Genomic DNA, 26,284 nt, shown 5'->3' on the forward strand with positions numbered 1-26,284 from the left:
CGGCGACGGGGCGCCGGTCGGGGTGTCTGTCGGTTCCGGGGTCGGGGTGGTGGTCGGTGTGTCCGTCGGTGTCGGCGACGGGTCCCCCGTCGGCGTGTCCGTCGGATCCGTGGCCGAGGACCGGGACACCGCCGACGAGTCGGCCGATCGGGTCGCCGGCGGGGTGATCGACGGGTCGACCGATCCGAGGTTGCCGCTCCACTGGTCGCCGTACGTGAACCAGACCTTGCCGCCGGCGAAGGCCACGTACCGCGGGCCCACGTTGGTGTCCACGGCATAGCGGGTCCGGACGTCCAGGGTGGCCGCGTCGAGCGCCACGATCTGATGGCTGCCCTCGGCTGCCGCGTACAGGACCGTGCCGTCCGGGGACAGCGTCAGGTCGCTGACCCCGCTCACGCCGCTCACCGAGTCGACGGGTGTGCCGTTGTAGTCGGTGGCGACGATCCTCCCCGAAGCGTGGTCGCCGACGAAGACCCGGTGCAGTGCGCCGTCGGCGACGATGCCGCCGGGCGAGGTGACCACCGCCGAGGCCGCCGTAGCGGAACCGGCCGCCACGACGCTCAGTGCCACCGAGCTGAATGTGACCGCGAGAGCTGTCGCGGTAGAAAGGCTGCGCCTACGCACAGTGTGTGTTCCCCCCACGGGAAAGCCGGTCGAGCTGGCTGGAAGTGAGAGCGCCGCGAGAACGCCGCACCGGTCTCCGTGAATACGGACGGCCGTGCGGTGCGCGGCTGCCGGTCGACAGCATATGCGGGCGGATGTCTGTCTGGCGATCGAGAACCGCGGTGCGCGCCTTCGCCGTGCGCGCGCGGCGAAGGCGGCAGGCGCCGACGGCCGGGTCGGACATGACGGACTCAACCGGGCCCCGCCCCACGCAAGGCTTCGGCGTAGTCGTGTGACGTCCGGTTTGTGATCACGTGAGGCCGAGGAGGGTCAGCGGGCGTCGTGAGTCGCGGGCGTTGCGGCGAAGTCGGCGGCGATGGTGGTGGTGCCGGACAGCTGCTTGCGGATCGGGGTGGCCGGTTGGGCCGCGGTGGCCTGCTCGGCGGTCAGGCTGGTGACGTCGTGGACGGACGCCGTCCGACGACGCCGAAGCCCTGTCCGGCGGGCGGGCCGTCTCTGATCTCCCTCGCCACGTCCTGGGCGTCCTTGCGGATGCCCTCGGCTTCCTCGAGCGCTTCCTGCCGCAGGGCTTCGGCTTCCGCCCGCACCTGCGTCATCAGGGCCGCTACTTGGGCGGCCTCCAGCCCCTGGTTTGGGTGGGTCGAGCACGATGTCGTTGAGCGCGACCGTGGTTGCGTCAGCGTCGAAGCCGCTGTCCCACGGGTCCTTGTCATCGGGGAGTGTCCAGCAGCCGGCGGATGCGCTTGTATTCGGCGGCCATCTGCGGTGTGGCGAGGATGTCGTCGAGGTCGGCGGAGACCTCGTGGTCGATGTCCTCGATGGACCGGATGGCGAGTTCGTAGAGCTCGCCGCGCCGGTTCTTCTCCAGGTAACTGTGCCAATGCGCCAGCGCTTGGATGGCGGTGAGGACTCCGGGGTCCAGATCGTCCTCGACCAGGATGCCGTCATAGATCGTCGCAAGCTCGTCGTGCAGCTCGGCGGCGCTGATCGTCAGGACGTTCGCGCAGGCGGTGGCCAGCGCGGCCCGGGCCTCTTCGGTGAGTTCGTCCTCGGCCGCGCCGCGGAGCAGCTCCGGCCGCACCAGACGAGTGACCGTCTCCTCTCCGAAGGCACGCACGCCGTCCTCGGTGGCCGCGACGATCAACCGGAGGATGTCCGCCTCGAGTTCGCTGTATTTCACGCCCGCAGCTTAAGCCGGGTGCGACGGATCGCGGGATCGGTGCGGCAAGCACAGCAGAACCCGGGGACGGCCCGAACGACATGTCGGACGATCTCCGCCGTGGGCACCGGCCGCCGACCGGAGCGAGTAACGCTCCAGACGCTCACACCAGACCCGTGACCAGCAACTTCACGATGCGCCCGACTCAATGAGCGTCCGACGCGCGCGCACCCGACCGGCCGACCGCGCGCGACTGTCACCCTTCCGACGGCAGGTAGCCGTCGGCTGTCGGATTCCGCGCTCTCCCGTTCGTCGTAGGGACAAGAAGATCGAAGATTGCGGCGGAAGGAGATCCGGGATGGGGCGGGAGGCCGAGGTGCTGCTCGGGCGGTTGGCGGGACAGCGCGGGCATGTGCTGGGGATCTTGGAGGGGCTGACGGAGGAGCAGCTGCGCCGCCCGGTGCTGCCTTCCGGCTGGAACTGCTTGGCGCTGGTCAGGCATCTGACGCTGTCCGACGAGCGGTACTGGTTCCGCTGCGTGGTGGGCGGCGAGCCGCGGGACATCCTGCCGGCCGAGAAGGGCGGCGACTGGCGCGTCGGCGCGGACGAGAGCGGCGAGGACGTCTTCGCGCTCTACCGCGAGGAGATCCGCCGTGCCGACGCCGTCCTCGCGGCGACGGACCTGGACGCGCCGCCCAAGCAGCCGGACCCCGTCTGGGCCCGCTGGGGGATGGACTTCCCCGATGTGCGGTCCGTCGTGGCGCACGTCCTCGTCGAGACCTCCGTCCACGCCGGGCACCTCGACGCGGTGCGCGAGCTGCTGGACGGCCGGCAGTGGGTGGTGCAGTGAAGCGGCGATCTCGGAATTGCGCCCGGCGCAGTGTCGGATCCGGGGCCGCCGCGTTCGTCGTATGGTCGTGCACGCCGTTGAGCAGGGAGGAACCCCACGCATGAGGTACATGATGTTCGTCGTCGCCGATCCGGACGCCGCCGCCGAGGCCGAGACCGAGGCCGCCGCCGGGGCCGAGGCCGGGGCCGCGCCCGGCGACCTGACCATCGAGGAGTGGCTGGCCGACGTCGACGGCCGCGGCAAGCGGATCATCGGGGAGCGGCTGCGGCCGCTCAGCGATGCCACGACGGTACGAGTCAGCCGCGGCCAGGTGCTGGTCACCGACGGCCCGTTCACCGAGTCCAAGGAGTGGATCTGCGGCTTCGACATCCTGGAGTGCGAGGATCTGGACGAGGCCATCGCGATCGCGGCGCGGCACCCGATGGCCGTCGGCGGCAAGCTCGAACTGCGCCCGTTCTGGCCGGGCGAGCACGCGTGACGGCGGCGGCCGGGGCGTCCTCGGCGGCGGCCTCGGCCGTCGCCGCGGAGCGAGCCGGCATGGTCGCGACGCTCATCCGCCTGACGGGCGACTGGGAACTGGCCGAGGACTGTGTGCAGGACGCGGTGGAGAAGGCGCTGCGGCACTGGCCCGAGGCCGGCCTGCCGCGCTCTCCCGCGGCCTGGCTGACCACAGCGGCCCGCAACCGGGCGCTCGACGTGCTGCGCCGTCGCCGCACGGAGCAGGCCAAACTGGCCGAGTGGGCGTTGCTGGACGAGGCGGCGCGGACCGCTACGGACCGCGACGACCGGCTGAGCCTGATCTTCACCTGCTGCCATCCGGCGCTGCCGCTGGACGGCCGGGTGGCGCTGACCTTGAAGACCGTGGCCGGGCTCGGCACCGCGCAGATCGCCGACGCCTTCCTGGTCTCCGAGAGCACCATGTCCCAGCGGCTGCTGCGCACCAAGCGCAAGATCAGCCATGCCGCGATTCCGTACCGGGTGCCGCCGGACGAGCTGCTGGCCGAGCGCACCGACGGGGTGCTCGCCGTCCTCTACCTCGTCTTCAACGCCGGCTACGGACAGCTCGAACGCCGCCTCGCGGACGAAGCGCTGCGCCTGACGCGGCTGCTGGTCGACCTGATGCCGTCCGCCGACGAGGCACGCGGCCTGCTGGCCCTGATCATGTTCCAGCAGGCCCGCCGCGCCACCCGGTTCGACGCCGCAGGTGATGTGGTGTCCATGGAGGAGCAGGACCGGTCCCGCTGGGATCCGGTGCTGACCGCCGAGGCGCACCGCGAACTGCGCCGCGCGGCACGCTCCGGCCGTCCGCCGGGCCCGTACCGGCTGCAGGCGCGGATCGCGGCCTGCCACGCGTCCGCGCCGTCCGCGCGGGCGACGCCCTGGCATGCGATCGTGCCGCTGTACGACGCGCTGCTCGCCGCCCAGCCCTCCCCGGTGGCCGCGCTCAACCGGGCGGTGGCGGTGGGCTTCCGCGACGGCTTCGCGGCCGGGCTCGACGCGCTCGACGCGCTGGACGCCGACGTGTTGGCCGGCTACCACCTGCTTCCGGCGGCCCGCGCGGACTTCCTGCGCCGCCTCGGCCGCACCGAGGCGGCCACGGCCGCGTACCAGGATGCGCTGCGGCTGGCGGCCGAGGACGGACCCGAGGCCCGCTTCCTACGCCGACGGCTCGCGTCGCTGCCGACCAGCAGCGGAGCAGCTCGTCGCCTCTAGAGCGGCGCCGCGTTGATCCAGACGCAGGCGAACGAGGATCTGGGGAACGAAGTGACCGTCCACGATCAGGCCCGACCCTGACCTGGTGCGATGAGGGAACATCCCGGGACCGGCGTGATGCCGGCGAATGTGGCCGAGCGCAGGCGGCTCGGCCTTCGGGCGTTGTTCGAGGCGGTCGGCGTCGCCGAGGCCGAGGTGCGGCGCGTTCTCGATGGCGCGGCGCCGGGCCCGGCTGTGTCGCGTCGGCTCGCCCCCGTGCTGCGGTTGCGCGAGGTCGACCTGTTCGTACTCGCGGGCTTGGAGGTGCCGCAGGACCTGGCTCCCTTGGACATCGAGGCGAGAGGGATACTCCCTGGCCTGGTGATCGACGCCATCGGCCTGGAGCCTGAGCGGAGACGGATGCTGCACGAGCTCGTCCGGTCACTGCCGCGGGAGGAACGGGCGGCCCCTTTCGCGCCGACGTGGCCCGCGTCTTTCCCCGGCGGTCCGGCGGCGCGGATCATGCGCATGTTCGTCTACCGCAACCTGCACCCTCTCGGCATCGCCAAAGTCCTCGCGCGGTCCACCCCTTCGTACCTGTCGGCCTCGACGTACGCGATGGTGGGGAACGGCAGGGCCGGGCTGACGCCTCGGCTCGTGGTCGACTGCGCGGCTGTGCTGGGGATGGACGCGGGCATGCTGGCCGCGCTCGCCGGTGTCGAATTGCGGGAGGAGCCCGGGGCGCCCGGGGAGGCGGCTGTGTACGCGGGCTCACTGCTGTGGGACGCGCGGCGGCTGACCGCCGAGCAGTTGCGGCCGATCGCCGATCTGGCGCGTTCGCTGCGCAGGGAGCGGGCCGACCGTGGTGCCGGTACGGAAGGCGGCGCGGGGCCCTCGCGTCCGTCGACCGGGCGAATTCCGCCCGGGGCGATGAGTCGGGGCGGTGCCGCCGGTACGTACCGGTGAGCACCGAACCGAAGGGAACCCACCGCATGAGCGTCATCGTCGTCGAATTGATCACCCCGGACGGGATCGTGTCCGACCCGGACGGGTCGCACGGCACGCCGCCGGGCGGCTGGATGTTCCGGTACGGGGGGAAGGCGGTCGGCACGCAGGACGGATTGCGCCTCGGCCCCGCGCTGGAGGAGGGCGTGCTGCCGCTCGGGCGCGTCACCCGGCCGCTGTTTGCGCGGACACGGCCCGGCCGCCGGGATGCCCGCGCCGCGCGGATGAACGCCGCGGCGAAGCCGGTCGCCTCCCGCACCGCGGCCCAGGCCGACACCTCGGCCCGGGCCGGCTCGACGGTCCCGGACGGCGACCTGGTCGGCGCCGGCGTCCGGCCGGCGGACCTGGAGCTGCTGCATGCCGCGCACGTCGGTCCCGCCGTCCTCACCCGGTACCGGGGGGCTGCCCGATGACGGCACGCTTCGTCGCCCTGTACGGGACGCCCACGGACCCCGAGCGGTTCGAGCGGCACTACCGCGAGGTCCACATCCCGCTCGCGCGACGCCTGCCGGGGCTGCGCCGGTATACGCTCGGCCGGGACCTGGCCGCCACTGGCGGCGACCGCCCGTACTACATGGTCGCCGAGCTGGACTGGGACACGATGGACGAGTTGCGCGCCGCGTTCGACTCGCCCGAGGGGCGCGCGTGCGGCGCCGACGCCGGGCACCTGCGGGAACTCGCTCCCCTGCACACCATGATCTTCACCGTGGACGACGGCGTGCGGTAGGCGATCCCGGCAGGAGAACCCACCGGACGAGCGAGCCCGGCGGCCGGTCCTGGGTGACGCGCGGGGCGAGGCGTTCAGGAATCGGTGGATCCCGGTCAACGCCGACCGGACGCACGCGCTGTCCCGGGGTCGCGTCAGCCGGTTCCGCGCGTGGCGGGATCCACCAGGGCCTGGATGATCCCGTGCCAGCGCGCGTCGGTGACCGAGGCGTCCTCGTCGGAGCCGAGGTTCAGGGGCGGGTAGCGGGCCGGGAATCCGGCGAACACGAAGAACCGGTCCACCACCTGGTAGTTCGTCGACCGGACCAGGTCGAGCGCCAGCCATCGGGCGTGGAGGCTTTCCACCTGGTCCCGGTCGCCTGTCCGCAGGACGTGGACGGCCAGGGCAGTGAACTCCCGCCAGCCCCAGTGGCCTGACTTCGCGTCGATGACCGCCTGGCTCTCCGCGAGAAGGCCGTCCACGACCGCGCTGTCGCCCGCGGCGCGGATGATCTTCGCGGCCAGCGCCGTCCTCATGAGCAGCGTCTCACCGTAGCGGTCGGCTTCCGTGAGGAGGGCGTCGCATTCCCCCGGCGTGACACGCCCGTGCAGGGTTCGTCGCCAGACGGCCGAGGACTCGTTCTCCAGGGCGATCCGGTGCTGCCCGACGGCCCGCAGCCGGCGGGCGCGGAACGCCGAGGCCTCCGCGGCCTCCTCCAGGAGGCCGCGGTCGAACGCGAGGTCGCCGCGCAGCCGGCGGGCCGTCGACTCCTCCCGTAGCGGGTACAGCTCCAGGTGGCGCTGCAGGGCGTCGAACTCGCCCAGCGAGTGCAGGGTCCGCGCGACCTGGTAGCGGTTGAGTTCGGACTCGCCGTCCTCCCGCAGGAGTTGGGTGAGCAGCCGCAGGCATGTCGCGGAATCGCCGATCGTCCGGTAGGAGTAGGCCAGGCGCAGCCGGCCCCGGCGGCTGATGTCCTCGTTCAGCGGGCCGGCGAGGTAGGCCTCCAGGTAGGCGATACGTTCGCGTACCAGGCGCCCGCCCCGCCACCCCTCGTACAGGCCGGACAACTGCCCCATCCAGGTGTCGGGCGTCGCGGGCGGCAGTCTCTCCGCCGTCCGGGCGAGGCCCGGCAGTTCGCTCAGGGCGGTGGCCAGCCAGGGTTCCTCCAGGTCGTGCTCGGCGCAGACGAACGCCGCCAGTTCGAGAACGTCGAGCCGGCGGTCGACATCGCCGAGGAGGCCGTCCGCGCGCTGCCGGAGCGCGCCGACGAGGTCGCGCGCGGCCGCCCTGCGGTCCTCGGGGGCCCACGCGCCGCTCTCGGCGATGGACTCGCTGCCGACCGCGGACCGCACGGCGTCGTGCAACCGGTACGGGAAGAGGGGGTGGTCGTCCCGGGTCACCAGGCTCTGCCGGCACAGGCGTTCCGCGTCGCCTACCTGCGCGGACGAGGCGTCGGCGAGCAGCCGGGCGTCGAACCGCGGCACCAGGCTCGCCACGCGGGCGAGGTCGCGCTCGCGGTCCGGCATGTTCGCGAAGACCCGGGTCACCAGTTCGGGGAGCGGGCCGCCGAACACCGACGGGTCCGGGGCGCCTGCGGCGGACGCCCGCGCGATGGCGAAGGACAGGTCGAGGTACAGCGGCAGGCCGTGGGCGCCCCGGCGGATGTTCGCGATGGCCGCGGGCCCGAGGCCGGGGTTGCCGGGGGAGGCGGCGGCGGCGATCAGGTACCGCTCGACGTCGGTGTCGGACAGGTCGCCCACCAGGTGCTGACGCGGATCGTCCGCCGCCTCCATGCGCAGACCCGGCCAGACGTCGCCTCCGGTGGCGGGCAGCAGTCCGGTGATGCCCGGCGAGGCCCAGTCCAGCCGGTTGCGGGAGGTGACCACCCACAGCACCCCGGGCGTGAGGTGGACCATGCGGTTGAACAGCCGTTCCTGGGACCTGTCGGCACCCTGTACGTACTCGAACGCGTCGGCGAAGGCGACCACCGGCGGCCGGCCGTCGGGACTCGATGTCTCCAGATCCCAGGAGAGCAGTCCGGCGAGTGTCGCGGCCACGTACGGGGAGGCGTCGCGCTGCGCCTCCTCCACGATCGCGGCCAGCGGGCGGCACTCGCGCAGGACCCGGCCGCGCAGTCGGCCCGTTCGTACCGCGTCGACGATGGAGAGGGCGGTGCGCACGGTCAGCGGACCGATCCCGAACTTCGCCCCGGCGTCGTTGAGGATGTCGGTCAGCGTGTCCGTCATCTGCTGCCGGACGTCGAAGCCCTGGGCGCCGCGGAGTTCGGGCAGCGCGGTGCCCGGGTGGGCCATTGCCCACCACGCCGCCAGGCCGAGGTCGAAGGCGGGGAAACGGCGGCCGGGTTCCGCGACGGCGGCCCGCAGGCGCAGCACGGTCCCGATCGCGTCCACGACCCGGCTGCCGTGGAAGTCCACCCGCGCCGTCCGCACCGGCCGTTCGGACTCCGGCGGCGGCCCCCAGTCGCCGGGGTCGGCCAGCCCCCTTCGCGCCCAGCGTTCCAGCCGCCTGGACAGTTCGGTCTTCCCGATCCCGCCGATACCGTAGAAGACCAGGACGTTGCGCCGTTCGGGCTGCCCCAGGACCGCGGACCCGGCGCGGACACCGTCGAGTTGACTGCGCAAAGCGTCGGCGAAAGCGGTGTGTTCCGCGATGCGGTTGGTGAACAGATCCACCGCTGAGTACTGCGGATCGAAGATGTGGTCGAAATCATTCATGGCCCGGCGTTCCCCCCTGCCCCTGCCCCCTCGCGGCAATGCCGCGGAGCCATTGCACCACCGCGGGAGCGGGTCCGCCGCAAAAACCCCGCAAGGACCCCTCAACGACCCTGCCGTCGATGTTGCAGTAGCAGAGCGCGCCGTCCACCACGTCGAGGACGACCCGGATCAGGGTGCCGCGGACGGTTTCCGTGTACGGCACTCACCATTTCCTGTGCTCAGACGGGTGTTCAACGATACTTGCGGCGGTTGCGGATCAGGCGGACGACGTAGATGGGGGTGCCGATGACGGCGCCGATGATGAGGGCCCAGAACGCGAAGTAGGCGGCGCCGGGGTGAAAGCCGCTGGTGGTGTTGGCGGCGGCCACGGCGGCGGTGAGTGGCTGGTGGGACATCTGCTGGTCCTTGGGCGTTGGCGGAGCTGGGTCAGACGGCGTGGAGTGTGGGGCCGGTGCGCCGGGCCCGCTCCGAGGCGGTGTCATGCATCAGGGCGATGTAGCCGTCCTCAACGGTGGCGCTGACGCTCTCGGCGTCCGGGGCGGGGGTGCCGGAACTGATGACCCGGTACGTGGTGCCGGTCATGCCGGGGGTGACGTTGACGGTGGGCAGGTCGGGCGGAGGGGCGGTCGCCGGCCGGGTGAGGTGCCACACCATGTCCTCGGCGCGGGTGGCAAGGTCGCCGACGGCGCCCTGGAAGGCGACGTGCCCGCGCTCGATCACCACGACGTTCGGGCAGGTCTGCACGATGTCGTCGACGATGTGGGTGGAGAGCAGCACCGTCCGATCGCCGGCCAGCCTGGCGAGCAGACTGCGGAACCGCAGCCGCTCCTCGGGGTCCAGTCCCACGGTGGGTTCGTCGACGATCAGCAGCCGGGGGTCGTTCAGGACGGCCTGGGCGATGCCCACGCGGCGCTTCATGCCGCCCGAGTAGCCCTTCACCTTCCGGCTGGCGACATCGCTGAGCGAGACCAGTTCGAGGACCTCCTTGACGCGGGCGCGGCGGGCGCGCCGGTCGGTGATGCCCTTGAGCAGCGCCATGTAGTCGAGGAACTGGTCGGCCGTCAGGTCCGGGTACAGGCCGAGCTCCTGGGGGAGGTAGCCGATGACGGACTTGACCTCTCGGCGCCGGCTGCGCGACGTGAGCTCGGTCCCGTCCACCGCGACGGTGCCCGCGGTCGGCAGCAGCACCCCGGTCAGGACCCGCATGAAGGTGGTCTTGCCGGCTCCGTTGGGGCCGAGCAGACCGACCATGCCGACGGGCAGGCGCAGGCTGATGCCGTCGAGGGCGCGGACCTCGCCGCGCCGGAAGGTGACGGTCAGATCGGTGATGGTCACGTTGGGCGCGGTCATGACGGGCTCCTCTTGGTGAGCACGAGCTGGGTAATCGCGAGGGCGGCGAGCGCCATGAGCAGCAGGAAGGCGATACTGAGGACGGCCTCGCCGCTGGTCGGGGTGATCCCCCGCTGCCTGGCGTCGAACAGGGTGCCGTGGAACCAGGCACCGGACGGGTACTCGCCGATGGCTTCGAAGGGCGTTCCGGCGGGAGTGGGGATTCCGTAACGCGGGCCGACCATGTTGCCCCAGACCCAGTATCCGAACAGGCCGAGCCGGTACAGCACGGGCCCGGTCAGGTACGGGACGGTGACCGAGCAGGCCGAGACGAAGACCAGCCCGGGAAGGATGACGGCAGCGAACGCCGCGAGGCCGACCGGGATCACCCCGGCTCCGCGCTGGGCGGTCAGGTAGCCGAGTAGGCCCAGCCAGGCGACGGCGACCGGTGTGATGGTCGCCGCGCCGGCGCCGACGGCCTTGCCCCACAGGCGCGGGCCGATGCCGGTGGGCGTCGATGTCAGGAGGTCGTTCAGCTCCAACCGGGACTCCCGCCGGACGCGGTCGGCGAGGACAGCGCCGACGCCGATCGGGCACAGCATGACGAAGTTGTCCGCCCAGTCCGCGAGCAGCGTGGCGTGGTCCGTGGCGCTGGTGAAGCCGGGCGGGAACGGCGACGCGCAGCGCAGCGCGATCAGCCCGATCACGACCAGCCAGACCGCCGGGCGGCGCACCTGCATCAGATACTCGTAGCGGGCGGCCGCGACGGTCTTCGCCCACCAGCCGTGAGCTGCCGTCGGCGGGGCGGTTCGCTGAAGGACGGTGGTCATGCGGTATCGCTCCCCACGAATCGTTCGGGACGCCCCAGCAGCAGGCCGGCCGCGATCACGGCGGCGATGCCGACGGCGGGCAGGGCGATTCGGTTCACGGTCCATTCGTGCGCCGGGACCTTGGCGGCGACGCCCATGAACATGTACTGCGTCCGCAGCACCGTGCTGTCCCGGATGGCGGTCCCCATCAGGTACTGGGCCAGCCAGACGCCACCGATCAGGCCGCTCGCGGCGCCCGGGCTGCGCAGGCCGGCCGCGACGAGCACCGCCAGTGCGACCAGCCAGAGCATCGGCGGGGCCCACACCAGGACGTAACCGTCCGTGCCCTGCCCCTCGGGCCAGGCGTTCAAGGCGCGGAACACGAAGGCGTCCAACAGCGTGACCAGGACCGCTGGGACCACCACCAGGCCGACACGCAGGAACAGCACCCGGCGGTAGACCGTGGTGGTCATGACCAGCTCGGCGCCGGAATCACGCCCCACGACCGAGGAGGCCGCGACGGCGGTGCCGAGCGGGGCGAAGCCCGCCAGGACCGCGCCCGCGGCGAGGTCGAGGTGCTCCGCGCCGGCCCCGGTGGCATGCATGACGATCACCAGGATCGCGCCGCCCAGCGTTGCCGCCAGTGCCGTCACCGGCGGGGCGATGCCGATCACCCGCAGCTCCAATCGGAGGCGGGCCCAGGTGGACCGGTTCACGTCCACCTGCCGGCTCGTTCGGGCCCGGCGTCGCCGCGAGGTGTGTCGAGGTCTCGTCGCATGCCGTCAAGCCTGCTCACGCCGACCGTGGCCCGTACCGGCCAAAAGTACTGACCGGGCGGATCGGAGCGGTCCTTTTGGCCGGTACAGCGGCCGTGACCGGTTCCGTAGTCTGAGCGCCGTGAGTGTGACGGAACGGCTGGCCGCACTGGGCGCACTGGCCGCCAGACGAACCAACGTCCTGCTGGGGCTCGCCTTCGCGGCGGTGTTGGCCGCGACGGCCTACCAGCGTGCCGACGCGGGCCGCCGGGACTGGTTGCTCGACTGCGGTACCGGTGCGGTGGTGTGCGCCGTTGCGCTGCTGCGGGAGCGCGACCGGTTGGTCGCCGTGGCCGTTGGCCTGGCTGTCGCGGCTGCCGACGTCCTCGCCTCCAGCAGGGGGTATCCGACCGGCCAGCCCGGCGTTGCCGCGTCTTTGGCGTTGGCCGTCCTCGCCGGCTCGGCCGTCCGGGTGCTGCCGCTCGGGCGAGCCGTGGTGGTTGCCGCCGCCGGACTCGCGGTCACGACACTCGGCCGGCTCGCGACCACCTCAACTGCCGTCGGCTCGTTCCACATGGGCGTCCAGGGCTGGTTGGCCGGCCTCGGTACGGGGCTGGTCCTGCGTTTCCTGGAGCATCGCCGCCAGGCCACCGTCGAGGCGGTGCGGCGGGACGAACGCCTGGCCCTGGCGCGGGAGTTGCACGATGTCGTAGCCCACCACGTCTCCGGCATCGTGATGCACACCCACGCCGCCCAGATCATGCTCCGCAAGCAGCCCGACCACCTCGGCGCCGCCCTGGCGGACATCGAACGATCGGGCTCCGACGCCATGGACGCCATGCGACGGGTGGTCGCCCTGCTCCGCGACGCGGAGGACGGCGCCGCCGTCACCGCGGGACCGGAGCAACTCATCGACCTGATCCGCCGTTTCGAAGAGCACGGACCGGCCGTCGATCTCCGGCTGCCTCCTGGGGCGCCGACCTGGCCGCCCGTGGTCACCACCACCGTGTACCGGGTCGTCCAGGAATCCTTGACCAACATCGTCCGTCACGCCCGCGGCGCTCGCGCAGCCACCGTCACCATCGACCAGGACCGTACGGACATCACAGTCGAGGTCGGTGACGATGCTCCGCCGCACCCCCCGAGCCGCCCCTCCCCGCGCGGCGGCTACGGCCTGGTCGGCATGCGCGAGCGCGTCGAGGCACTGGGCGGTACGCTCGACGCCGGCCCGCGGCCCGGCACCGGCTGGTCGGTACGGGCCTCTCTGCCCCTGCGGGCCGGAGACCGCCGATGAGCATCAGCGTCCTGGTCGCCGACGACCAGGCCATGATCCGCACCAGCCTGCGCCTCATACTGGACGACGAGCCCGACATCACCGTCGTCGCGGAAGCACGCGACGGTGCCGAGGCTGTCGCCCTCGCCCGCCAACTGCGGCCCGATGTCTGCCTCATCGACATCCGCATGCCTCGCCTCGACGGCATCGACGTCACCCGCGCACTCGCCGGCCCGGGCATCGCCGACCCGCTCCGGGTCGTCATCGTCACCACCTTCGGACTCGACGAATACGTCCACGGCGCCCTCCAGGCCGGAGCCCTCGGATTTGTCCTCAAAGACGGCGACCCCACCTTGTTCACCGCCGCCGTGCGGGCCGCCGGCGTCGGGGACGCACTGATCTCCCCGTCGATCACCCGGCGCCTGCTCCGCAACCTCGCCCCCGTCACAACCCCTTCCGCCCTCCAGCCCGACACCCCGCTCACCGAGCGGGAAACCGACGTCATCCGCGCTGTCGCTCGGGGCAGCACCAACCAGGAGATCGCCGCCGCCCTCTTCATCTCCGTCAGCACCGTGAAGGGCCACCTCACCGCGATCCAGAACAAGCTCGGAGCCCGCAACCGCAGCGAGATCACCGCCTGGGCCTGGGAATCCCAACTCATGCCGGGCAGCGCGGACCGGCGGAACAGCGGCCGATAGCACCAGCGGCGGTGGGTCCGGTCAGGAGGGGGACGCGCCTCCGTCGGCACGTGGCTCGCCCTGAACGGGAGGCGCCGGCACCGGGCACAGCGCGACGCGTATGCTGCCGCGTTCGACCAGGCGGGCCCCACGGGCCGCAGATGCCGGTCGCGCCGGCTCAGCCGTGCTCCGCCGCCGCTTTCGCACCGCAGCCACGTCCTGTCCCGTGGCCGCGGGCGCCGGGTCAGAGGTCGATCTGCTCGAAGATGTGCGGGGACGACACGATGTCGTCGGGGAAATCGGCCACCAGGCGCTGGAACCCCCGGCTGCCGACCGCCGCGGCCAGCGCCTCGGACGATTCCCACATCGCGACGTTCATGAAGAGCCGGCTGCCCGCCGTGCCCTTGTGCATCCGCAGGGAGACGAATCCTGGCTGCGCCTTCATGAACTCCGCCTGCCTTCGGAAGAGAACCAGGAACTCCTCGCTCCTCTCCTTCGGGACGAAGAAGGTGTTGGTCAGGACGATGGGTCCGGTCTTCTCCTTTAACTGCGCGAAGAACGGCGCATTCGGGTCCGGGGTCTGCAGCATGACCATTCTCGGTACTTCCTCTCCTTGCCGGTCGTCCCACGGCACCGGGGCAGGAGGCCGCCGTACTGGATCCGGCGGCACCCGCTCGTCCGTAGGGGACCTGTCTTCCGGGGACCGTTCCATTGTCCAGGTGGAGGTAAACCGTGACGGAGACCCGGGCGGCCCGCTCGCCCGCCCGGGCCCCGCGGAAGGGTCAGAAGAGGGACCTGTACGTCTGCCGGCCCGAGCCGGTCTTCACCCGTGCGGCGAAGTCACCCTTGCCGTCGCCGCGGATGGACGCCCCAAGCTGCCCCGCCCTCGTACGGCAGGGCCTCAGCGGGCCGTCGTGGGCGTTCGGGTAATCGGCTTGCGTGGGCGCCGGGTGGGCGGGGAGGCTGCGGCGGTGGTGATCGAGCTGCTGCCCTTTGCGCTGGGCTGGGACGAGGTGGATCCCGCTCGTCACGCGTTCGACGAGGGGTCGGCGGCGGAAGTGGTTCATGCGCTCGGGCCGGCCCGGCACGTTCCGAAGCGCCCTGAACTGCCCTACGGCGAACGGGCGTTGTACGCGTGGAGTCACAATGAGGGCCAGCGGTGGGCCGACGCCATGTCGTACGCCTTGGTCGAACGCTACGGCCGTTGGGTCGTGGGCTGGCGATGGGCCCACGACGAAGGCGACTTCGACGGGGGGCCGGTCGGGAACTGGTGCTGCCCGCTGCACTCGATCACAACCGCGCGGGAGACGGTCGACCGTGTCGTGGCGGCGCTGTGCGAGTGGCGGGGGTGGCTGGAGGCGCTGGCCGGGCGGTTCGAGGCGTATCCGCTGGAGTTGGCCGCCGTGGAGGACCAGCGCATCCTGTGGGAGCGTGCCGCCCACCACCTGATCCTGCAGGTGGTGGACCGTACGGGCTGCGGCAGCGGTTGGCAGGGGCACTGCCAGCAGGTGCTCACCTGGTTCCTCAGCCGCTGGGGCGTCGCCCCCGGTGTGGCTCAGGGGCTCGTGGACCAGGCGATCGGCGGGCGGTTCCTGAGCTGGACCGCTCCTGACACCGTGCTGGTCGATGGCGTCGCGGAGCGGCTCGCGCTGTCGCTCCGGCCGGACGAGGCCGCACCGTCAGCCGTACCGGAACCGGGGCCGGTGGTGGACCATCTGCGGCGCTGGCTGGAGGTGCGCGAGGCCGTGCCGTGGCACGAGTGCCCGGACGGCGGCGGGGGCGCGCCGGTGGTCCCGTCGCGGGACGGGGTGGTGGAGGACATCCGGGCCTTCGACGGCGCGCTGGACCCGGGTCGCGCGCGGGGTCTGCTGGCCGCCGTGGAGTTGCTGCGGGCGGACGCGGCTCGCGGCGCGGCGCTGGACTTCGAGCTGCTGCGTACTTGGCAGCGGCACGTCCTGGGGACACCGCAGGCGCCGCCTTTCCGCAGCCTGCCCGCCTTCGCCAAGGAAGGCCGGGAACGCTACGGCATCGACGCCGACACCCGCGGCCGCTTCGACGCCTGCCTGGCCCAGAGCGCCCCGGACGGTAAGGCCCCGCTCCCCGCGATCGCTCGGGCCGCCCGCGCGTATCTGGACGTGTGCTTCTTCCATCCCTTCGACGACGGCAACGCCCGCTCCGCCTTCCTCACCCTCGTCTTCGTCCTCGCCCGCGAGGGCATCACGCTCGACACGGTCGGTTTGCTGCGACGGCTCTCCTTCCACGCCGGCGACCCGCAGGACGCGCTGGCCTTGGCCCGTTACGTCGACATCCACATCACCTCGGCCCGGGACAGCGCCGCCTCCGCCGGCTCCCCGGACCGTAAGTGATCACCTGACCGGACCGCGCCCCGCACATCCGGCGCCCGGCGAAGGCCGCGTTCACGGCGGCAGCCGAACGGGTGCTGCAGGCGGGCGGCGTCCTGGACGTCCTCCAGGACGAGGTGGACCGCGCGAAGCTGCCACGGTTCTTCCGGAACTTCGCGTTGATCGAGGCGGAGGTGGTGAGTCGGCTCGAATATGAGCCGCTGCTGATCCCGGGACTGGTGCAGACGGAAGGCTACGCGCGGGCCGTGTTCGCCGGACACTGCCCGCCGCTGGACGAGGACATCGTCGACCAGCACACGGAAGCGCGGTTGAGCCGTCAGAAGCTTCTGGCGCGAGTGCCGCTGGCGGAGCTGTCGTTCGTCATCGCCGAGGAGGCGTTGCAGGTGGAGTCGCGCGAGCACCAGCATCTCGGGTACCTCGAGTCCCAGGGCGTCGGGTGCGTGGTCTCGGGTCCCGCCGATGTCAGTGCCTCAGTGCCTTCGTCTTGCGATAGGGCAAGCTGCGGTCGCAGGCCCTGAACGTCGAGGAGTCCGCACGGCTCATCGAGCGGATGGTTGGTAAGACATGAGCGTGGAGCAGGTGGCCGGGCACGAGGACGGGCTGTGCTGGTTCAAGAGCAGCTACAGCGGATCGGACGGCGGCAACTGCGTAGAGGTCGCCGCAGCGATTGACGCCGTGTACGTACGGGACTCGAAAGCCACGGGCAGCGGCCCGATACTGCGGGTCGGCCGCGAGCAGTGGGCGGCGTTCGTGGGACTCGCCGCCAAGTAGGGCCGAGCGGGCCGGGCGCGGTTCCTGGACGCGGAAGCGGGCTGGTTCAGCGCCCGGGCGACGTGGACCAGCCCGCGGCCGTACTTCCCGGCGCGGGTCAGTGCTTGGACGGGTCGATCGTCTCGTCGGCCGGTGGCGGGGATATCCGCGGGGATGTGCCGAAGCCGCTGAACTGGGTTGTCGACGTCTGGATGCCGGAGTTCTCCACCCTGAGGATGTAGGGAGTGCCGCTCGTGGCCACATAGATGTGGGTGACGGTTCCCTGTGGGGAGGTGTGGACGAGGGGAATGAGGCGTTGGCCGTGGTAGGTGATCGCGGGGCTGCGGGTGACCTTGCCGGCGGTGGCGTCCACGTCCAGCGGGGTGAGGGCGATGGCGAGTTTGCAGTACTGGTCGAAGCCGGAGCCGTAGCCGTTCTGCGGCATGATCGCCCACTTGTCGGCGAGTCCTCGGGCGAATGCCTTGTGGGCCGGCAGCTGTGCGGTCCAGAAGGGGAGGCCGGCTTTCATGTAGAACGTGCCGGCGGCGTCGATGATCCGGATGTGGGCGCCGTTCTGCTCGACGGCGGCGACGCAGTCGCCCGCCTGGGTGACCGTGGATGTCGAGTGGACGGGTGCGCCCGAGCCGGAACCGCGTACGTCCAGCGTCATGGACGTGGCCGTGTGCATGGACTTCAGGGCCTTCACGAGCAGGTCGTGGCCGGCGCCGCCCGTTCTCGCCGCACTTCCTGCCGTCGGCGTGGGCCGCGTGTTCGCACTCGATGCATTCCCCGTGTGCCCTCCGCAGGCCCCCAGCGCGACGGTGGCGACGGCGGCGGTGAGCGTCATGGTCATCGAGCGTTTGTGGGGGTGGCTGAGCATGCGGTCGAACGTATCAGCGTAGGCACCTCGCGTTCCCGGGAAATATCCCCTTCTGCCGGGGCCGGGGCCGGGTGCGGGGGCAGAACCGGCGATGTTGCGGCGATGACCGAGCGGGACGAGTACGGGGGCCGTACCGGCATGAGCGGCGGGAACGAGGACGCGCGCGGCGAGCGGGAAGGCGACGTCGACGGGGGCATCACGCCGCTCACCGCCTTCGACCCGGCGCGCATCGGACCGTACCTGCTGCTCGGCAGGCTGGTGCCGGTGCGTGCCGGTGCCCCAAGGTCCGCGGCAAGGACGCCGCGGCGGTCACCACTCCAGCCCGGCAACCATCCATTCGAGCATGCGCCCCTCGTGCACCCGGGGTACCTGGCGCAAGGGGCCGACGGGAGAGCCGTTCTCGATGCCGTCGCACAAGTCGCGCAGCATCGTTTCCTGGCTGGCCCAGAGCAGGAGGTACTCGGGGTCACCGAAGTTGGTCTCGCCGATCTCACCGTAATGTTCCCCCGTCCGGTGGTCGACGAACAGCATGTCTGCGGTGAACGATGCCGCGAACGGAACCCACATGCGGTGGGCGATCCGGCCGCTCACCAGTTCCCCGTCGCCCTCGTCCATGGCGTCCTGCTCCATGGAGGCGAGAAGGCGCTGGTTCTCCAGGACGCCCGCGGTGTCCAGCAGGTGGTAGTTCAGCAGGAAGGCCCCGGGTTCCGTACTGGAGCGCCGGGCCGTCACACCGTTGTGCCGGATGAGCAGTGTCCTCAGCCCGGGGTGCAGGGGAAAGCCCAGATCTTGCTCCAGTTCGTTGAGTTCGGCCGGGGAGGCACCGGGCCGCAGGGCCGCGTGGTCGCCGGGAGCGCGTTCGGCGAGCAGCCGTTCAAGGCGTTCCCACAACGCGGACAGGTCGTTCGCTCCGGTCTGCACGCTCTCCCCCACCTCGCGGTCCGTCCCGGCGCCGGCTCCACTGCTTCCGGCCGGCAGCATCCTGGCACACCGCCGTACCGCCCTCCTGAGCTTCCTGATGGGCGGTGGCAACCCGAGCCGCGGGCGTGCCGAATCGGTCGAGCGCGCCTGCCGGTCGTACGCGGGAGGGGGCGCGGCGTGGGCCCCGTGAGGTCAGCCCGCGCGTTTGCGGGTGGTCTTCTTCGCGGTCTTCTTGGCCGGCTGCTTCTTCGCGGCCTTCTTGGCCGGCTTCTCCGTGGCCCTCGCGGGAGCCTTCTGGGGGGCCTGTTCCGCACCCTTTCCCGTGGTCTTCTTGGCGGTCGCCCTCGCGGTCTTCTTCGCCGGTTTGCGGTCGGCCATGTGGTGGACCTCGCCGGGGTGCTCGCGGTCGGCGCGGGCCTGTTCGGTGGCGCGCTGGAGGGCGGTCATGAGGTCGGTGACGCCGGCGGCCTCCTCTTCGGGGCGGGCGGGGTGCGGCGGCGCGCGGTGCTCGGCCTTGGCGGTGACGAGTTCCTGGACGGCGGCGGCGTACTCGTCGTGCATGGTGGCCATGTCGAGGTCGCCGAGGGCGTCGATGTAGGCCAGGGCGGCCTGGAGTTCGTCCTCGCCGAGGGCGACGTCGCCGCGGGGTGCGGCGTCGTCGGCGGCGCGGATCTCGTCGGGCCAGCGCAGGCGCTGCAGGACCAGGACGTCGCCTTGGGGGTGGATGAGGCCGAGGGCTTCGCCGGAGCCGCGCAGGGTGTATTTGCCGACGGCGGCCTTGCCGGAGCGGGCCAGCGCGTCGCGCATCAATACGTACGGCTTGTTCGCGGCCGGGCTCTGGGGGGTGAGGAAGTACGGCTGGGCGAACATCTCGCCCGGAACGCGCGCCAGGTCCAGGAAGCCGTTGATCTCGATGGTCTTCGCGGTCGGCAGCGGCAGGTGGTCCATCTCCTCGTCGGTGATCTCCACCAGGCGGCCGTCGGGGGCTTCCCAGGCGCGTCCGATGTCGTCGGGCTCCAGCACCTGCTCGTCCTGCTCGCAGATCTTGCGGTAGCGGACCCGGCCGTGGTCGTCGAGGTGGATCTGCCGGAAGGCGACCTTGTGGCTGGTGACGGCGCCCAGCACGCGTACGGGGATGGCGACCAGGCCGAAGGTCAGCGTGAACTGGGCGATGGGCGGCATGCCGGACCTCCGCTCGGGCGCCCCCCTGGACGGTTCCCCTCGCGGGCAGCGTACGTCCGGCGCCGCGGCCCCGCAGTCCGAGGCGCCGCAGCCCCCCTCACGGCCTGCCGGCCCCAGGGTGTCCTGGGGCCGGCGGGACCCGGGCCGGTTCCTACGGCTTGGTCACGGGCACGGTCTCGTTCCAGGTGAACGTCTCGGTCATGGTGGGAAGGTGCGTGACGTCCTCGACGCGCGCCTGGAGTGTCTGGAGGCCGGTCTTGATGTAGCCCGGAGGGTTGCCGCCGGGATACCTCAGGAGCGACGCGACCGTGGTGTCGTTGGTGACGGTGAACGCCACCTGGGCGCTGCCCCCGCTGTCGTAGCCGGTGATCTGCCAGTGCACGTTGAAGGAGCCGAGGAAGGCCGCCGTGTGCGTCTCCCCGCAGCCGCTGCCAGCGCTGATGTAGGTGCAGGCGTCCTGGGCCACTTGGAGCCAGGCGGGCTGAAGATTGTCGGCGTTGTAGTAGGAGGTGTCCTTTGATTTCGGATCGTCAATGCTGACGAGTTTGCAGGCGTCCTCGGGTTTGTCGGCCAGGCACGTTTCGGCACGCCCGGAGATCTGCTGGCGGACCTTGTCGAGCCAGGCGTGCTGCCGCAGTTCCGCCGTGAAGGCGGAGTCCTGGCCGAACTGGAGATTGAAGTGCGTGCACGGCTGGCCGGCATCGCTTTCCTCTTTGCAAACGTATCCGGCGCTCAGCCAGCTGGCAGTGAGGAAGTTCTGGGTGCAGCCGGTCCAGCCGGCCCACCCCTGGCACTGGCTGTCCGGAACCGGGACGTTCACGGTCGGATCGCTCGGGGCCGGCGGCGGGGTCTTCGGCGGAGCCGTCTTCGGCGGGGGCGGCGGTGTGAAGCGGTGGACGGGTTCGCAGTCCGGGCATGTCGGGTACTTGCCGGAGGGGTCGCTGCCGGTGACCGGGCTGTCGGCGGCGTAGGCGTAGTTGAGCAGTTGCAGGGGCTTGGTGGAGTCGAAGACGGGGTCGGGTGAGGTGAAGCGGCCGGCCGCCGGGTCGTAGTCGCGTGCGCCCAGGTGGACCAGGCCGTCGGCCTCGTCGGTGCCGCCGACGAAGCCGTGCTGGTTGGGCCAGGCGGGGGCGGTGCCGCGGCTGCGGCCGAAGGGGTCCTGGCGGCGTTCGGTGGCGGCCTGGGTGCCTGCCGCGGCGACCGCGAGGGTCGCGGTGCCCTGGTGGTCCGGCATCAGCCAGGTGACGCCCTGGGCGGTGCGCTGGCCGATACTCGTGCCGCCGAAGGTGAGGTAGCGGGTGGCGGTGGGCGAGGCGGAGCCGGTGGCGAGGTGGAGTTCCTCGCCGGGCAGGTAGAGCGTGGTGCCGGCCGGGTCGTGGGTGAGCAGCCGGTTGCCGTCGGCGTCGTAGACGTAGGTGGAGGTGCCGGAGCCGGGGTCGGTGACGGTGGCGGTGCGTCCCTGCGCGTTCCAGGTGAGGCTCTGGGTGCCGGCCGCGGTGCCGGGACGGCCGGTGGTGTTGCCGCCGGCGTCGTAGGTGTACCGCGCGGTGGTGGTGCCTGCCGGGCCTGTGGTGGCGGAGGACAGCAGGGTGTGCGGCTGGGCGGCGCCGGCCGCCGGGTAGGTGTAGCCGGTCGTGGTGGCGGCGGCTCCCGCGGTGGTGGCGTGGACGGTCAGCGAGGTGCGGTCGCCCACGGTGTCGTAGCCGTAGCTCTGCCAGTACGGCGCGGGGCCGCCGAGTGCGGCAGTGCTCGGGGCGGTCGCGCAGTCGCCGTCCGCCGGGGTCCAGGCGGAGGTCAGGCGCCGTTCGGCGTCATAGCCCAGGCACTGGGTGTCGGCCGCGCCCCCGGCCGGGGTGTCGGCGATCTCGGTGACGTCTCCCGCGGGATTCCGGGCGAGGCTGACGTCGGCCAGGGTGGACGGGGCGGTCTGCCTGATGTCGAGGGTGCGGGTCAGGCGGCGGGTGGCCTCGTCGTAATACAGGCCGCTCTGCGCCAGGGGGCCGCCGGTGGAGTACGTCAGGACGGATGGTTCACCGAACCGGGTGTATTCGGCGTCGGTGACGTAGCTGGTGTCACCGGTGAGGGTGAGGGGCTGGCCTGTGTCGGCGTAGGTGTAGCCGAGCGTCTCCATGGGCAGGCCGCCGGCCGCGGGCAGGGTCGTGGTGGAAAGGGTGGTGCCGTCCGCCTTGTAGGTGGAGCCGAAGGTGTAGCTGCCGGCGAGCGCTCCCTCGGCCGCGGGGACGGTCACGGTGGAGCCGGTGGGCTGGTAGGAGGCGGTGTAGCCCTTGACGGCGGTGGTGTAGGCGTTGCCGCCGGAGTAGGCGGTGGAGGCGGTGGGCTTGCCCTTGGCGAGGGTGTCGTAGGTCCATTCGGCGAGTTTCGTGCCGCTGGTGGTGCCTTCGTACTCGGCGGTTTTGCGGCTGAGCTTGTCGTAGGTGTAGGCGAGGGTTTCGCCGCGGGCGTCGGTGGTGGTCAGCACCCGGCCGGCGTCGTCGTAGGCCGTGGTGGTGGTGCCCTTGTCGGGGTCGGTGAAGACGGTCCGCCGCTCACGTATGTCGTAGCCGTAGCTCCAGGTGGCGCCGGCGGCGTCGGTGACGGTCGCGGGCAGGCCCCGGGCGTCGAAGGTGTAGGACGTCGTGTCGTAGGCCCCGGTGGCGGTGCCGCCGTGGAAGGACCGCAGCGCCACGGTACGGCCGCGGGCGTCGGTGAGCGTGCTGGTGGCCTGGCCGCCGGGCGGCGGGACGGTGTCGGTGTGGTCTCCGCCGTAGGCGGTGGTGGTGCGCCACTTCTCGGCGCCCAGGGACCGCAGGACGGACGCGGTCGTCCGGCCGGCGCCGTCGAAGAGGGTGAGGGTCTGCGAGGGGATGGCGTTGTCGCCGGTGGGGTTGAACAGGGTGCTGCCGGGGGCGGCCGCGATGATGTAGGCCGCGTTGGCCTTGTAGGCCCGGCCGGCGGTGTCGTAGAAGGTGTCGGTGACCTGGGCGCCGCCGGCCGGGCCCACCGCCGGGGCCTGGGTCTGGCGGGGGCGCAGCAGGCCGTCGTAGAAGGTGTAGCCGGTGGTGTAGCCGCCGTTGGGGTTGAGGGTGCTGGTGCTGACGACGTCGGGGGCCGTGGTGCTGAGCCGGTAGGCGTACGTGGTGGTGGCGCTCTGGCTCGCCTTGGCGCGGCCGGGGAGCCAGACCGCCGTGGTGCGGCCGAGGCCGTCGAGGGCCAGGTCGGTGCGGCGGCCGTTGGGGTCGGTGACGCCGGTCACCGTTCCCCAGGCAGGGTCGAGGTCGGTGGTGGTGGTCCAGCCCATCGGGTTGGTGCTGGTGGTGCCGGTGACGGGTCCGCCGGAGGCCGGGGTGTAAGCGGTCAGGGTGTGGTTGCCGTCGACGTCCGCGGTGTCGGTGACGCGGCCGTCGGCGTCGTAGGCGGAGGTGGTGGTGGTCAGGTAGGAGGTGGTGCCGGCCGACCAGTCCTTGAGGCTGTCGATCCTGGTCAGGTCGCCTTTGGCGGGGGCGGTGCCGGGCGGGTTGCCGTCGTAGGAGTCGCGGGTGTCGGAGATGATCTGGCTGCCCGAGGTGGGGGTGTGGGCGCAGTCACCGGCGTGGACCTGCACCCGCGAGGCCAGGTTCATGATCCAGGCGCTGGTGTTGCGGACGTAGGTGGTCAGGGTGCACTGGTCGTCGCCGGAGTCGCCGGCGTCCCCGTAGTCGTCGGCCTGGACCGGCATGCCCTGGCTGTCGTAGGCGGTGGCCGTCTTGGTGGTGCGCCAGCCGCGCCCGCCGTCCAGGGCGGTGCGGGTGGAGGTGGCCGCGGTGGCGACGTGGCGGGCGGTCACGCTCACGCCCGCCTGGGTCCGGGTCGCCGTCGGCGCCGACATCCACGGGTCGGTCAGGGTGTCGCTGATCTCGGCCCCGCCGGGGCCGTTGTACGTGATCTGCTGCCGTTCGACGCCTGCGTAGGCGTCGGAGTCGGTGAAGGTGCCGCCGCGGGTGTCGGGGACGGAGGCCGAGCGGGTGCCGGAGGGCAGGTGGTCGCCGTCCATGCCCCGGAAGTAGCGGGTCTCGACGAGTGTCTGCTCGCCGGCGTCGCCCTTGGTGACCCGTACGGTGCCGTAGCCGCGCCACTGGGACCAGGTCTTGTAGCGGTCGGTGACCAGCCCGTCGTCGTCGGTGTAGTGCCAGGCCGGGGTGCCCTGGTAGTCGTAGGAGGTCAGCACCCGGGGGGCGCCGCCGGTGTGGTCGGTCTCGGCGACGGCGGTGACGACGTACTTGTGGAACCAGTCGGTGATGGGGGCGCTCGCGCCGGGCGGCGCCCAGATGACGGGGTAGCAGCGCAGGGTGTTCGACTCGGGGGCGGCGGGCATGCGGCTGCCGGCGACGCAGTCGGGGGCGGAGTACTGGACGGAGGTCTCGCCGCCGGTCTCGTCACGCACGGAGGCCAGGCGCCACCAGTTCATGGCGGGCGAGGCGTCGATGGCATCCACCCGGTTGGCCATCTGGACGCCGGTGAAGGTGATGTCCGGGACGGTGGTGGTCATGCCGTCCAGGCCGGTGTGGCCGATGGCCGACAGCCACAGGCCGGCGCGGGTGCCGTCGCCGGGGTCGGGGTACGCCTGGGTGAGTGTCCACGCCTCCACGTCGCGGTAGGCCGAGGCCGACGGGTTCCACACCTGGGTGGTGATCCTCGACAGCCGCTTGGTGGTGAAGAACGTCGGCGCGTACTGGGTGCAGGAGGCGGTGGCGCAGGACTGGTCCCAGGGGACGTCGGGCCAGTCGGCGGGGTGGGCGGAGTCGCAGGCCGTGCCGGGCAGGCAGCGGTCGGCCATGGTCAGCGTCACGCGGGCGGGCGCCGTGCCGAACTCCGAGCCGGTGCGGGTGCCGTAGTCGATCTCCGTGAGGTGGCCGGCACGGGTGTAGGCCGTGGTCTTGCTGCTGTCCAGGTCGCGGGCGTAGGAGTTGTCCTCGGTCGCGTACCACAGCGACATGGAGTTGCCGTGCGGGTCGACGACGTAGTCCAGGTTCCACTGCCATGCCTGCCGGCACCAGGAGGAGTCGAAGCCGGCGCCGTGGCAGGGCTCGCCGGGGTTGTTGCCGTAGACCGGAACGGTCCACGCGGAGTTGGTGGCGGGCCTGCCCGAAGCCCAGCCGGGCAGGTGGTTGAGCCCGAACCAGTACTGGGTGCCGTCTGCGGTGGTCACCTTCCAGTACTCGCCGTCGTCGTCGCCGTTGGCGGCGCCGGTCAGGTGCTCCACGCGCGAGCCGTCGTCGGACCGCAGGTGCCAGCTGCCGGTGGCGTCGTCCTTGACCAGTTCGCTGGTCTGCCCCTTCAGTGACAAGGTGGCGTTGTCGGTGGCCCAGCACTCGTCGCCGGTCTTGACGGTGTTGTCCGCGTCGGCGCCCATGTCGTCGGCGCAGGCCTTGTATCCGCGGGTGATCGCGCCCCCGGTCGCGAGCTGGAAGCCTTCACCCACCACGGAGGGCTGGTTGTTCGAGGACGCCATCTCACCGTCGACGCTCTGCGAGGAGTAGTCCAGGGCGATGTCGGGCCTGGGGCCGCCGAGCGAGGGCGGCACCCTCATCGGGTAGGACCAGGTGAAATCGCCGGACGAGCCGCCGGCGGTCCACGACGCGGACGGCGACAGCGGCGTCGCGGCGTAGCTGCCCGCCGCGCCCGACGGGCCGGAGGTGACGGCCAGCAGCGCGGTGTCCTGAGCGGTCGTGCCACCGCCCTGCGCCGGCACGGTGACATCGCCCGAGACCGTGTGAGCGGCGGGGTCGTCGCGGGAGTCGAGCGCGGTGCCGCGGCACGCGGCGGCCAGCGGTGTGATCAGCGCGCACGGCGGCAGCGCGACCAGCCGCAGCCGGCTCGCCCAGTCGGCGCCGAAGGCGTCACTGAAGCCGGAGTAGTCCACGGCCAGCCGCAGCCGCCCGGGGGCGGACGCCTCGTCGGCCCGCCCGACCCGCAGCAGCAGTGCGTTCCGCCACGCCGCCGGTGCCCTGCGGCGGTCCACGACGGCCACCGAGGCACGGGTGACGGGCACGGCGGCGGACGCGGCCGGGCCGGACGCGGTGGAACCGGCCGCGGTCCGCGGCGCCCCGGCCGTAGCGGCGGCCGGCCGGCCGGTCGCCGCGCCCACCTTGACCGGCAGGCCGCCGACCCGCACCAAGGCGCCGGTGGCCGTCCCGGCGCCGCGGGCCGCGGTGCCACCGGCCGACGGCACGTCCACGGTGACGGCCGGCGCGGCGGCGGGGAAGGCGCGGTGCCGGGGGGCGGCGCGCAGGCTGTGCGCCGCCGCGGGATCGGCGGTGTAGGGCACGGGCGCGGCCGGGCCGCCGGGTGCCACGACGTGTTCGGACTGCGGGTGGATCGGGTGGAACGCGCCGGCGGACGGCGCCGCGCTCGCCGTGGCGGGGCACAGGGCGGCGATGTGCACGCCCGCTGTGCCGAGCGCCGTGAGCGCGAGCGCGCGCAGCCGCGCGCGGCGGCCGGCATGACGGCCGGGGTCGCGGCCGGACGTACCTGGGCGTCTGCGAAGCACGGCTCCTCCTGGGGTACCGGATGCGGGATACGGGTGGGGGATGCGGGT

General features: G+C 72.2%; 24 protein-coding genes. 11 read left to right on the top strand and 13 right to left on the bottom strand.

Features of this window, described 5'->3' with window-relative positions:
* From K7G61_RS33305 to K7G61_RS33315, 3 genes are all read right to left on the bottom strand, one after another.
* Positions 1 to 570 (bottom strand): YncE family protein (locus tag K7G61_RS33305; protein WP_374204325.1); only part of this gene is annotated, 570 nt, incomplete at its 3' end.
* A 479-nt stretch (positions 571 to 1,049) separates the two neighbouring features.
* Positions 1,050 to 1,220, bottom strand: a complete 171-nt coding sequence (locus tag K7G61_RS33310) for a hypothetical protein (RefSeq protein WP_225850881.1) — start codon at positions 1,218 to 1,220, stop codon at positions 1,050 to 1,052.
* A gap of 113 nt (positions 1,221 to 1,333) precedes the next feature.
* Entirely contained in the window at positions 1,334 to 1,804 is a 471-nt protein-coding gene (locus K7G61_RS33315) for a hypothetical protein (protein ID WP_225850882.1), read from the bottom strand.
* A 337-nt stretch (positions 1,805 to 2,141) separates the two neighbouring features.
* Here K7G61_RS33315 and K7G61_RS33320 point away from each other — a divergent pair, with 337 nt between their 5' ends.
* From K7G61_RS33320 to K7G61_RS33345, 6 genes are all read left to right on the top strand, one after another.
* Positions 2,142 to 2,633: a DinB family protein gene (locus K7G61_RS33320; protein WP_225850883.1), complete on the top strand. Its 492-nt coding sequence runs from the start codon at positions 2,142 to 2,144 to the stop codon at positions 2,631 to 2,633.
* Positions 2,634 to 2,733: 100 nt separating this feature from the next.
* Positions 2,734 to 3,111 (top strand): YciI family protein, encoded by a 378-nt coding sequence (locus K7G61_RS33325; protein ID WP_225850884.1) that lies wholly within the window; start codon positions 2,734 to 2,736, stop codon positions 3,109 to 3,111.
* Positions 3,112 to 3,170: 59 nt separating this feature from the next.
* Positions 3,171 to 4,346, top strand: a complete 1,176-nt coding sequence (locus K7G61_RS33330; protein ID WP_225850885.1) for an RNA polymerase sigma factor — start codon at positions 3,171 to 3,173, stop codon at positions 4,344 to 4,346.
* Positions 4,347 to 4,436: 90 nt separating this feature from the next.
* Positions 4,437 to 5,291 (top strand): hypothetical protein, encoded by an 855-nt coding sequence (locus K7G61_RS33335; protein WP_225850886.1) that lies wholly within the window; start codon positions 4,437 to 4,439, stop codon positions 5,289 to 5,291.
* 26 nt (positions 5,292 to 5,317) lie between these two features.
* Positions 5,318 to 5,743, top strand: a complete 426-nt coding sequence (locus K7G61_RS33340; protein ID WP_225850887.1) for a hypothetical protein — start codon at positions 5,318 to 5,320, stop codon at positions 5,741 to 5,743.
* Positions 5,740 to 6,057 carry an EthD family reductase gene (locus K7G61_RS33345; protein WP_225850888.1) on the top strand — a complete coding sequence of 106 codons (318 nt, stop codon included), beginning with the start codon at positions 5,740 to 5,742 and terminating at the stop codon, positions 6,055 to 6,057. The genes K7G61_RS33340 and K7G61_RS33345 overlap by 4 nt, the downstream gene beginning before the upstream one ends.
* Positions 6,058 to 6,191: 134 nt before the next feature.
* Here the strand turns inward: K7G61_RS33345 and K7G61_RS33350 are convergent, their stop codons facing one another.
* The 5 genes from K7G61_RS33350 to K7G61_RS33370 all read right to left on the bottom strand — a co-directional run bounded on the left by K7G61_RS33350 (position 6,192) and on the right by K7G61_RS33370 (position 11,631).
* A complete protein-coding gene (locus K7G61_RS33350) occupies positions 6,192 to 8,771 on the bottom strand; it encodes a lipopolysaccharide assembly protein LapB (protein ID WP_225850889.1) in 2,580 nt (859 codons plus the stop codon).
* 230 nt (positions 8,772 to 9,001) lie between these two features.
* A complete protein-coding gene (locus tag K7G61_RS33355) occupies positions 9,002 to 9,166 on the bottom strand; it encodes a hypothetical protein (protein WP_225850890.1) in 165 nt (54 codons plus the stop codon).
* Positions 9,167 to 9,197: 31 nt separating this feature from the next.
* The gene (locus tag K7G61_RS33360) at positions 9,198 to 10,121 is read right to left on the bottom strand and encodes an ATP-binding cassette domain-containing protein (RefSeq protein ID WP_225850891.1); all 924 of its coding nucleotides are present in this window, start codon (positions 10,119 to 10,121) and stop codon (positions 9,198 to 9,200) included.
* Positions 10,118 to 10,930, bottom strand: a complete 813-nt coding sequence (locus K7G61_RS33365; protein WP_225850892.1) for a hypothetical protein — start codon at positions 10,928 to 10,930, stop codon at positions 10,118 to 10,120. Before K7G61_RS33365 ends, K7G61_RS33360 begins: the two co-directional genes overlap by 4 nt.
* Entirely contained in the window at positions 10,927 to 11,631 is a 705-nt protein-coding gene (locus K7G61_RS33370) for a hypothetical protein (RefSeq protein WP_225850893.1), read from the bottom strand. The genes K7G61_RS33365 and K7G61_RS33370 overlap by 4 nt, the downstream gene beginning before the upstream one ends.
* Before the next feature lie 175 nt (positions 11,632 to 11,806).
* Here K7G61_RS33370 and K7G61_RS37155 point away from each other — a divergent pair, with 175 nt between their 5' ends.
* Together K7G61_RS37155 and K7G61_RS33380 are read left to right on the top strand one after the other, a co-directional pair.
* Positions 11,807 to 12,958 carry a histidine kinase gene (locus K7G61_RS37155; protein ID WP_225850894.1) on the top strand — a complete coding sequence of 384 codons (1,152 nt, stop codon included), beginning with the start codon at positions 11,807 to 11,809 and terminating at the stop codon, positions 12,956 to 12,958.
* Positions 12,955 to 13,635, top strand: coding sequence for a response regulator transcription factor (locus K7G61_RS33380; protein WP_225850895.1), 681 nt, complete (start codon positions 12,955 to 12,957; stop codon positions 13,633 to 13,635). Before K7G61_RS37155 ends, K7G61_RS33380 begins: the two co-directional genes overlap by 4 nt.
* Before the next feature lie 223 nt (positions 13,636 to 13,858).
* On the opposite strand, the gene K7G61_RS33385 is transcribed toward K7G61_RS33380, so the two are convergent.
* The gene (locus tag K7G61_RS33385; protein WP_225850896.1) at positions 13,859 to 14,209 is read right to left on the bottom strand and encodes an antibiotic biosynthesis monooxygenase; all 351 of its coding nucleotides are present in this window, start codon (positions 14,207 to 14,209) and stop codon (positions 13,859 to 13,861) included.
* 376 nt (positions 14,210 to 14,585) lie between these two features.
* On the opposite strand from K7G61_RS33385, the gene K7G61_RS33390 reads away from it, so the two are divergent.
* The 3 genes from K7G61_RS33390 to K7G61_RS33400 all read left to right on the top strand — a co-directional run bounded on the left by K7G61_RS33390 (position 14,586) and on the right by K7G61_RS33400 (position 16,748).
* Complete coding sequence (locus K7G61_RS33390; protein ID WP_225850897.1) at positions 14,586 to 15,980, top strand: Fic family protein; 1,395 nt, start codon at positions 14,586 to 14,588, stop codon at positions 15,978 to 15,980.
* 71 nt (positions 15,981 to 16,051) lie between these two features.
* Positions 16,052 to 16,495 carry a Scr1 family TA system antitoxin-like transcriptional regulator gene (locus tag K7G61_RS33395; protein WP_374204326.1) on the top strand — a complete coding sequence of 148 codons (444 nt, stop codon included), beginning with the start codon at positions 16,052 to 16,054 and terminating at the stop codon, positions 16,493 to 16,495.
* 46 nt (positions 16,496 to 16,541) lie between these two features.
* The gene (locus K7G61_RS33400; RefSeq protein ID WP_225850898.1) at positions 16,542 to 16,748 is read left to right on the top strand and encodes a DUF397 domain-containing protein; all 207 of its coding nucleotides are present in this window, start codon (positions 16,542 to 16,544) and stop codon (positions 16,746 to 16,748) included.
* Positions 16,749 to 16,845: 97 nt separating this feature from the next.
* Here K7G61_RS33400 and K7G61_RS33405 read toward each other — a convergent pair whose 3' ends face one another.
* The 4 genes from K7G61_RS33405 to K7G61_RS37160 all read right to left on the bottom strand — a co-directional run bounded on the left by K7G61_RS33405 (position 16,846) and on the right by K7G61_RS37160 (position 26,236).
* A complete protein-coding gene (locus K7G61_RS33405; RefSeq protein WP_225850899.1) occupies positions 16,846 to 17,607 on the bottom strand; it encodes a hypothetical protein in 762 nt (253 codons plus the stop codon).
* A 309-nt stretch (positions 17,608 to 17,916) separates the two neighbouring features.
* Positions 17,917 to 18,528 (bottom strand): SMI1/KNR4 family protein, encoded by a 612-nt coding sequence (locus tag K7G61_RS33410; protein WP_225850900.1) that lies wholly within the window; start codon positions 18,526 to 18,528, stop codon positions 17,917 to 17,919.
* A gap of 192 nt (positions 18,529 to 18,720) precedes the next feature.
* The gene (locus K7G61_RS33415; protein ID WP_225850901.1) at positions 18,721 to 19,710 is read right to left on the bottom strand and encodes a Ku protein; all 990 of its coding nucleotides are present in this window, start codon (positions 19,708 to 19,710) and stop codon (positions 18,721 to 18,723) included.
* A gap of 151 nt (positions 19,711 to 19,861) precedes the next feature.
* Positions 19,862 to 26,236 (bottom strand): RHS repeat-associated core domain-containing protein, encoded by a 6,375-nt coding sequence (locus K7G61_RS37160; protein WP_308190786.1) that lies wholly within the window; start codon positions 26,234 to 26,236, stop codon positions 19,862 to 19,864.
* Positions 26,237 to 26,284 lie beyond the last annotated feature (48 nt).

The sequence above is a fragment of the Streptomyces sp. HPF1205 genome (genome assembly GCF_020400825.1).
Lineage (GTDB): Bacteria > Actinomycetota > Actinomycetes > Streptomycetales > Streptomycetaceae > Actinacidiphila.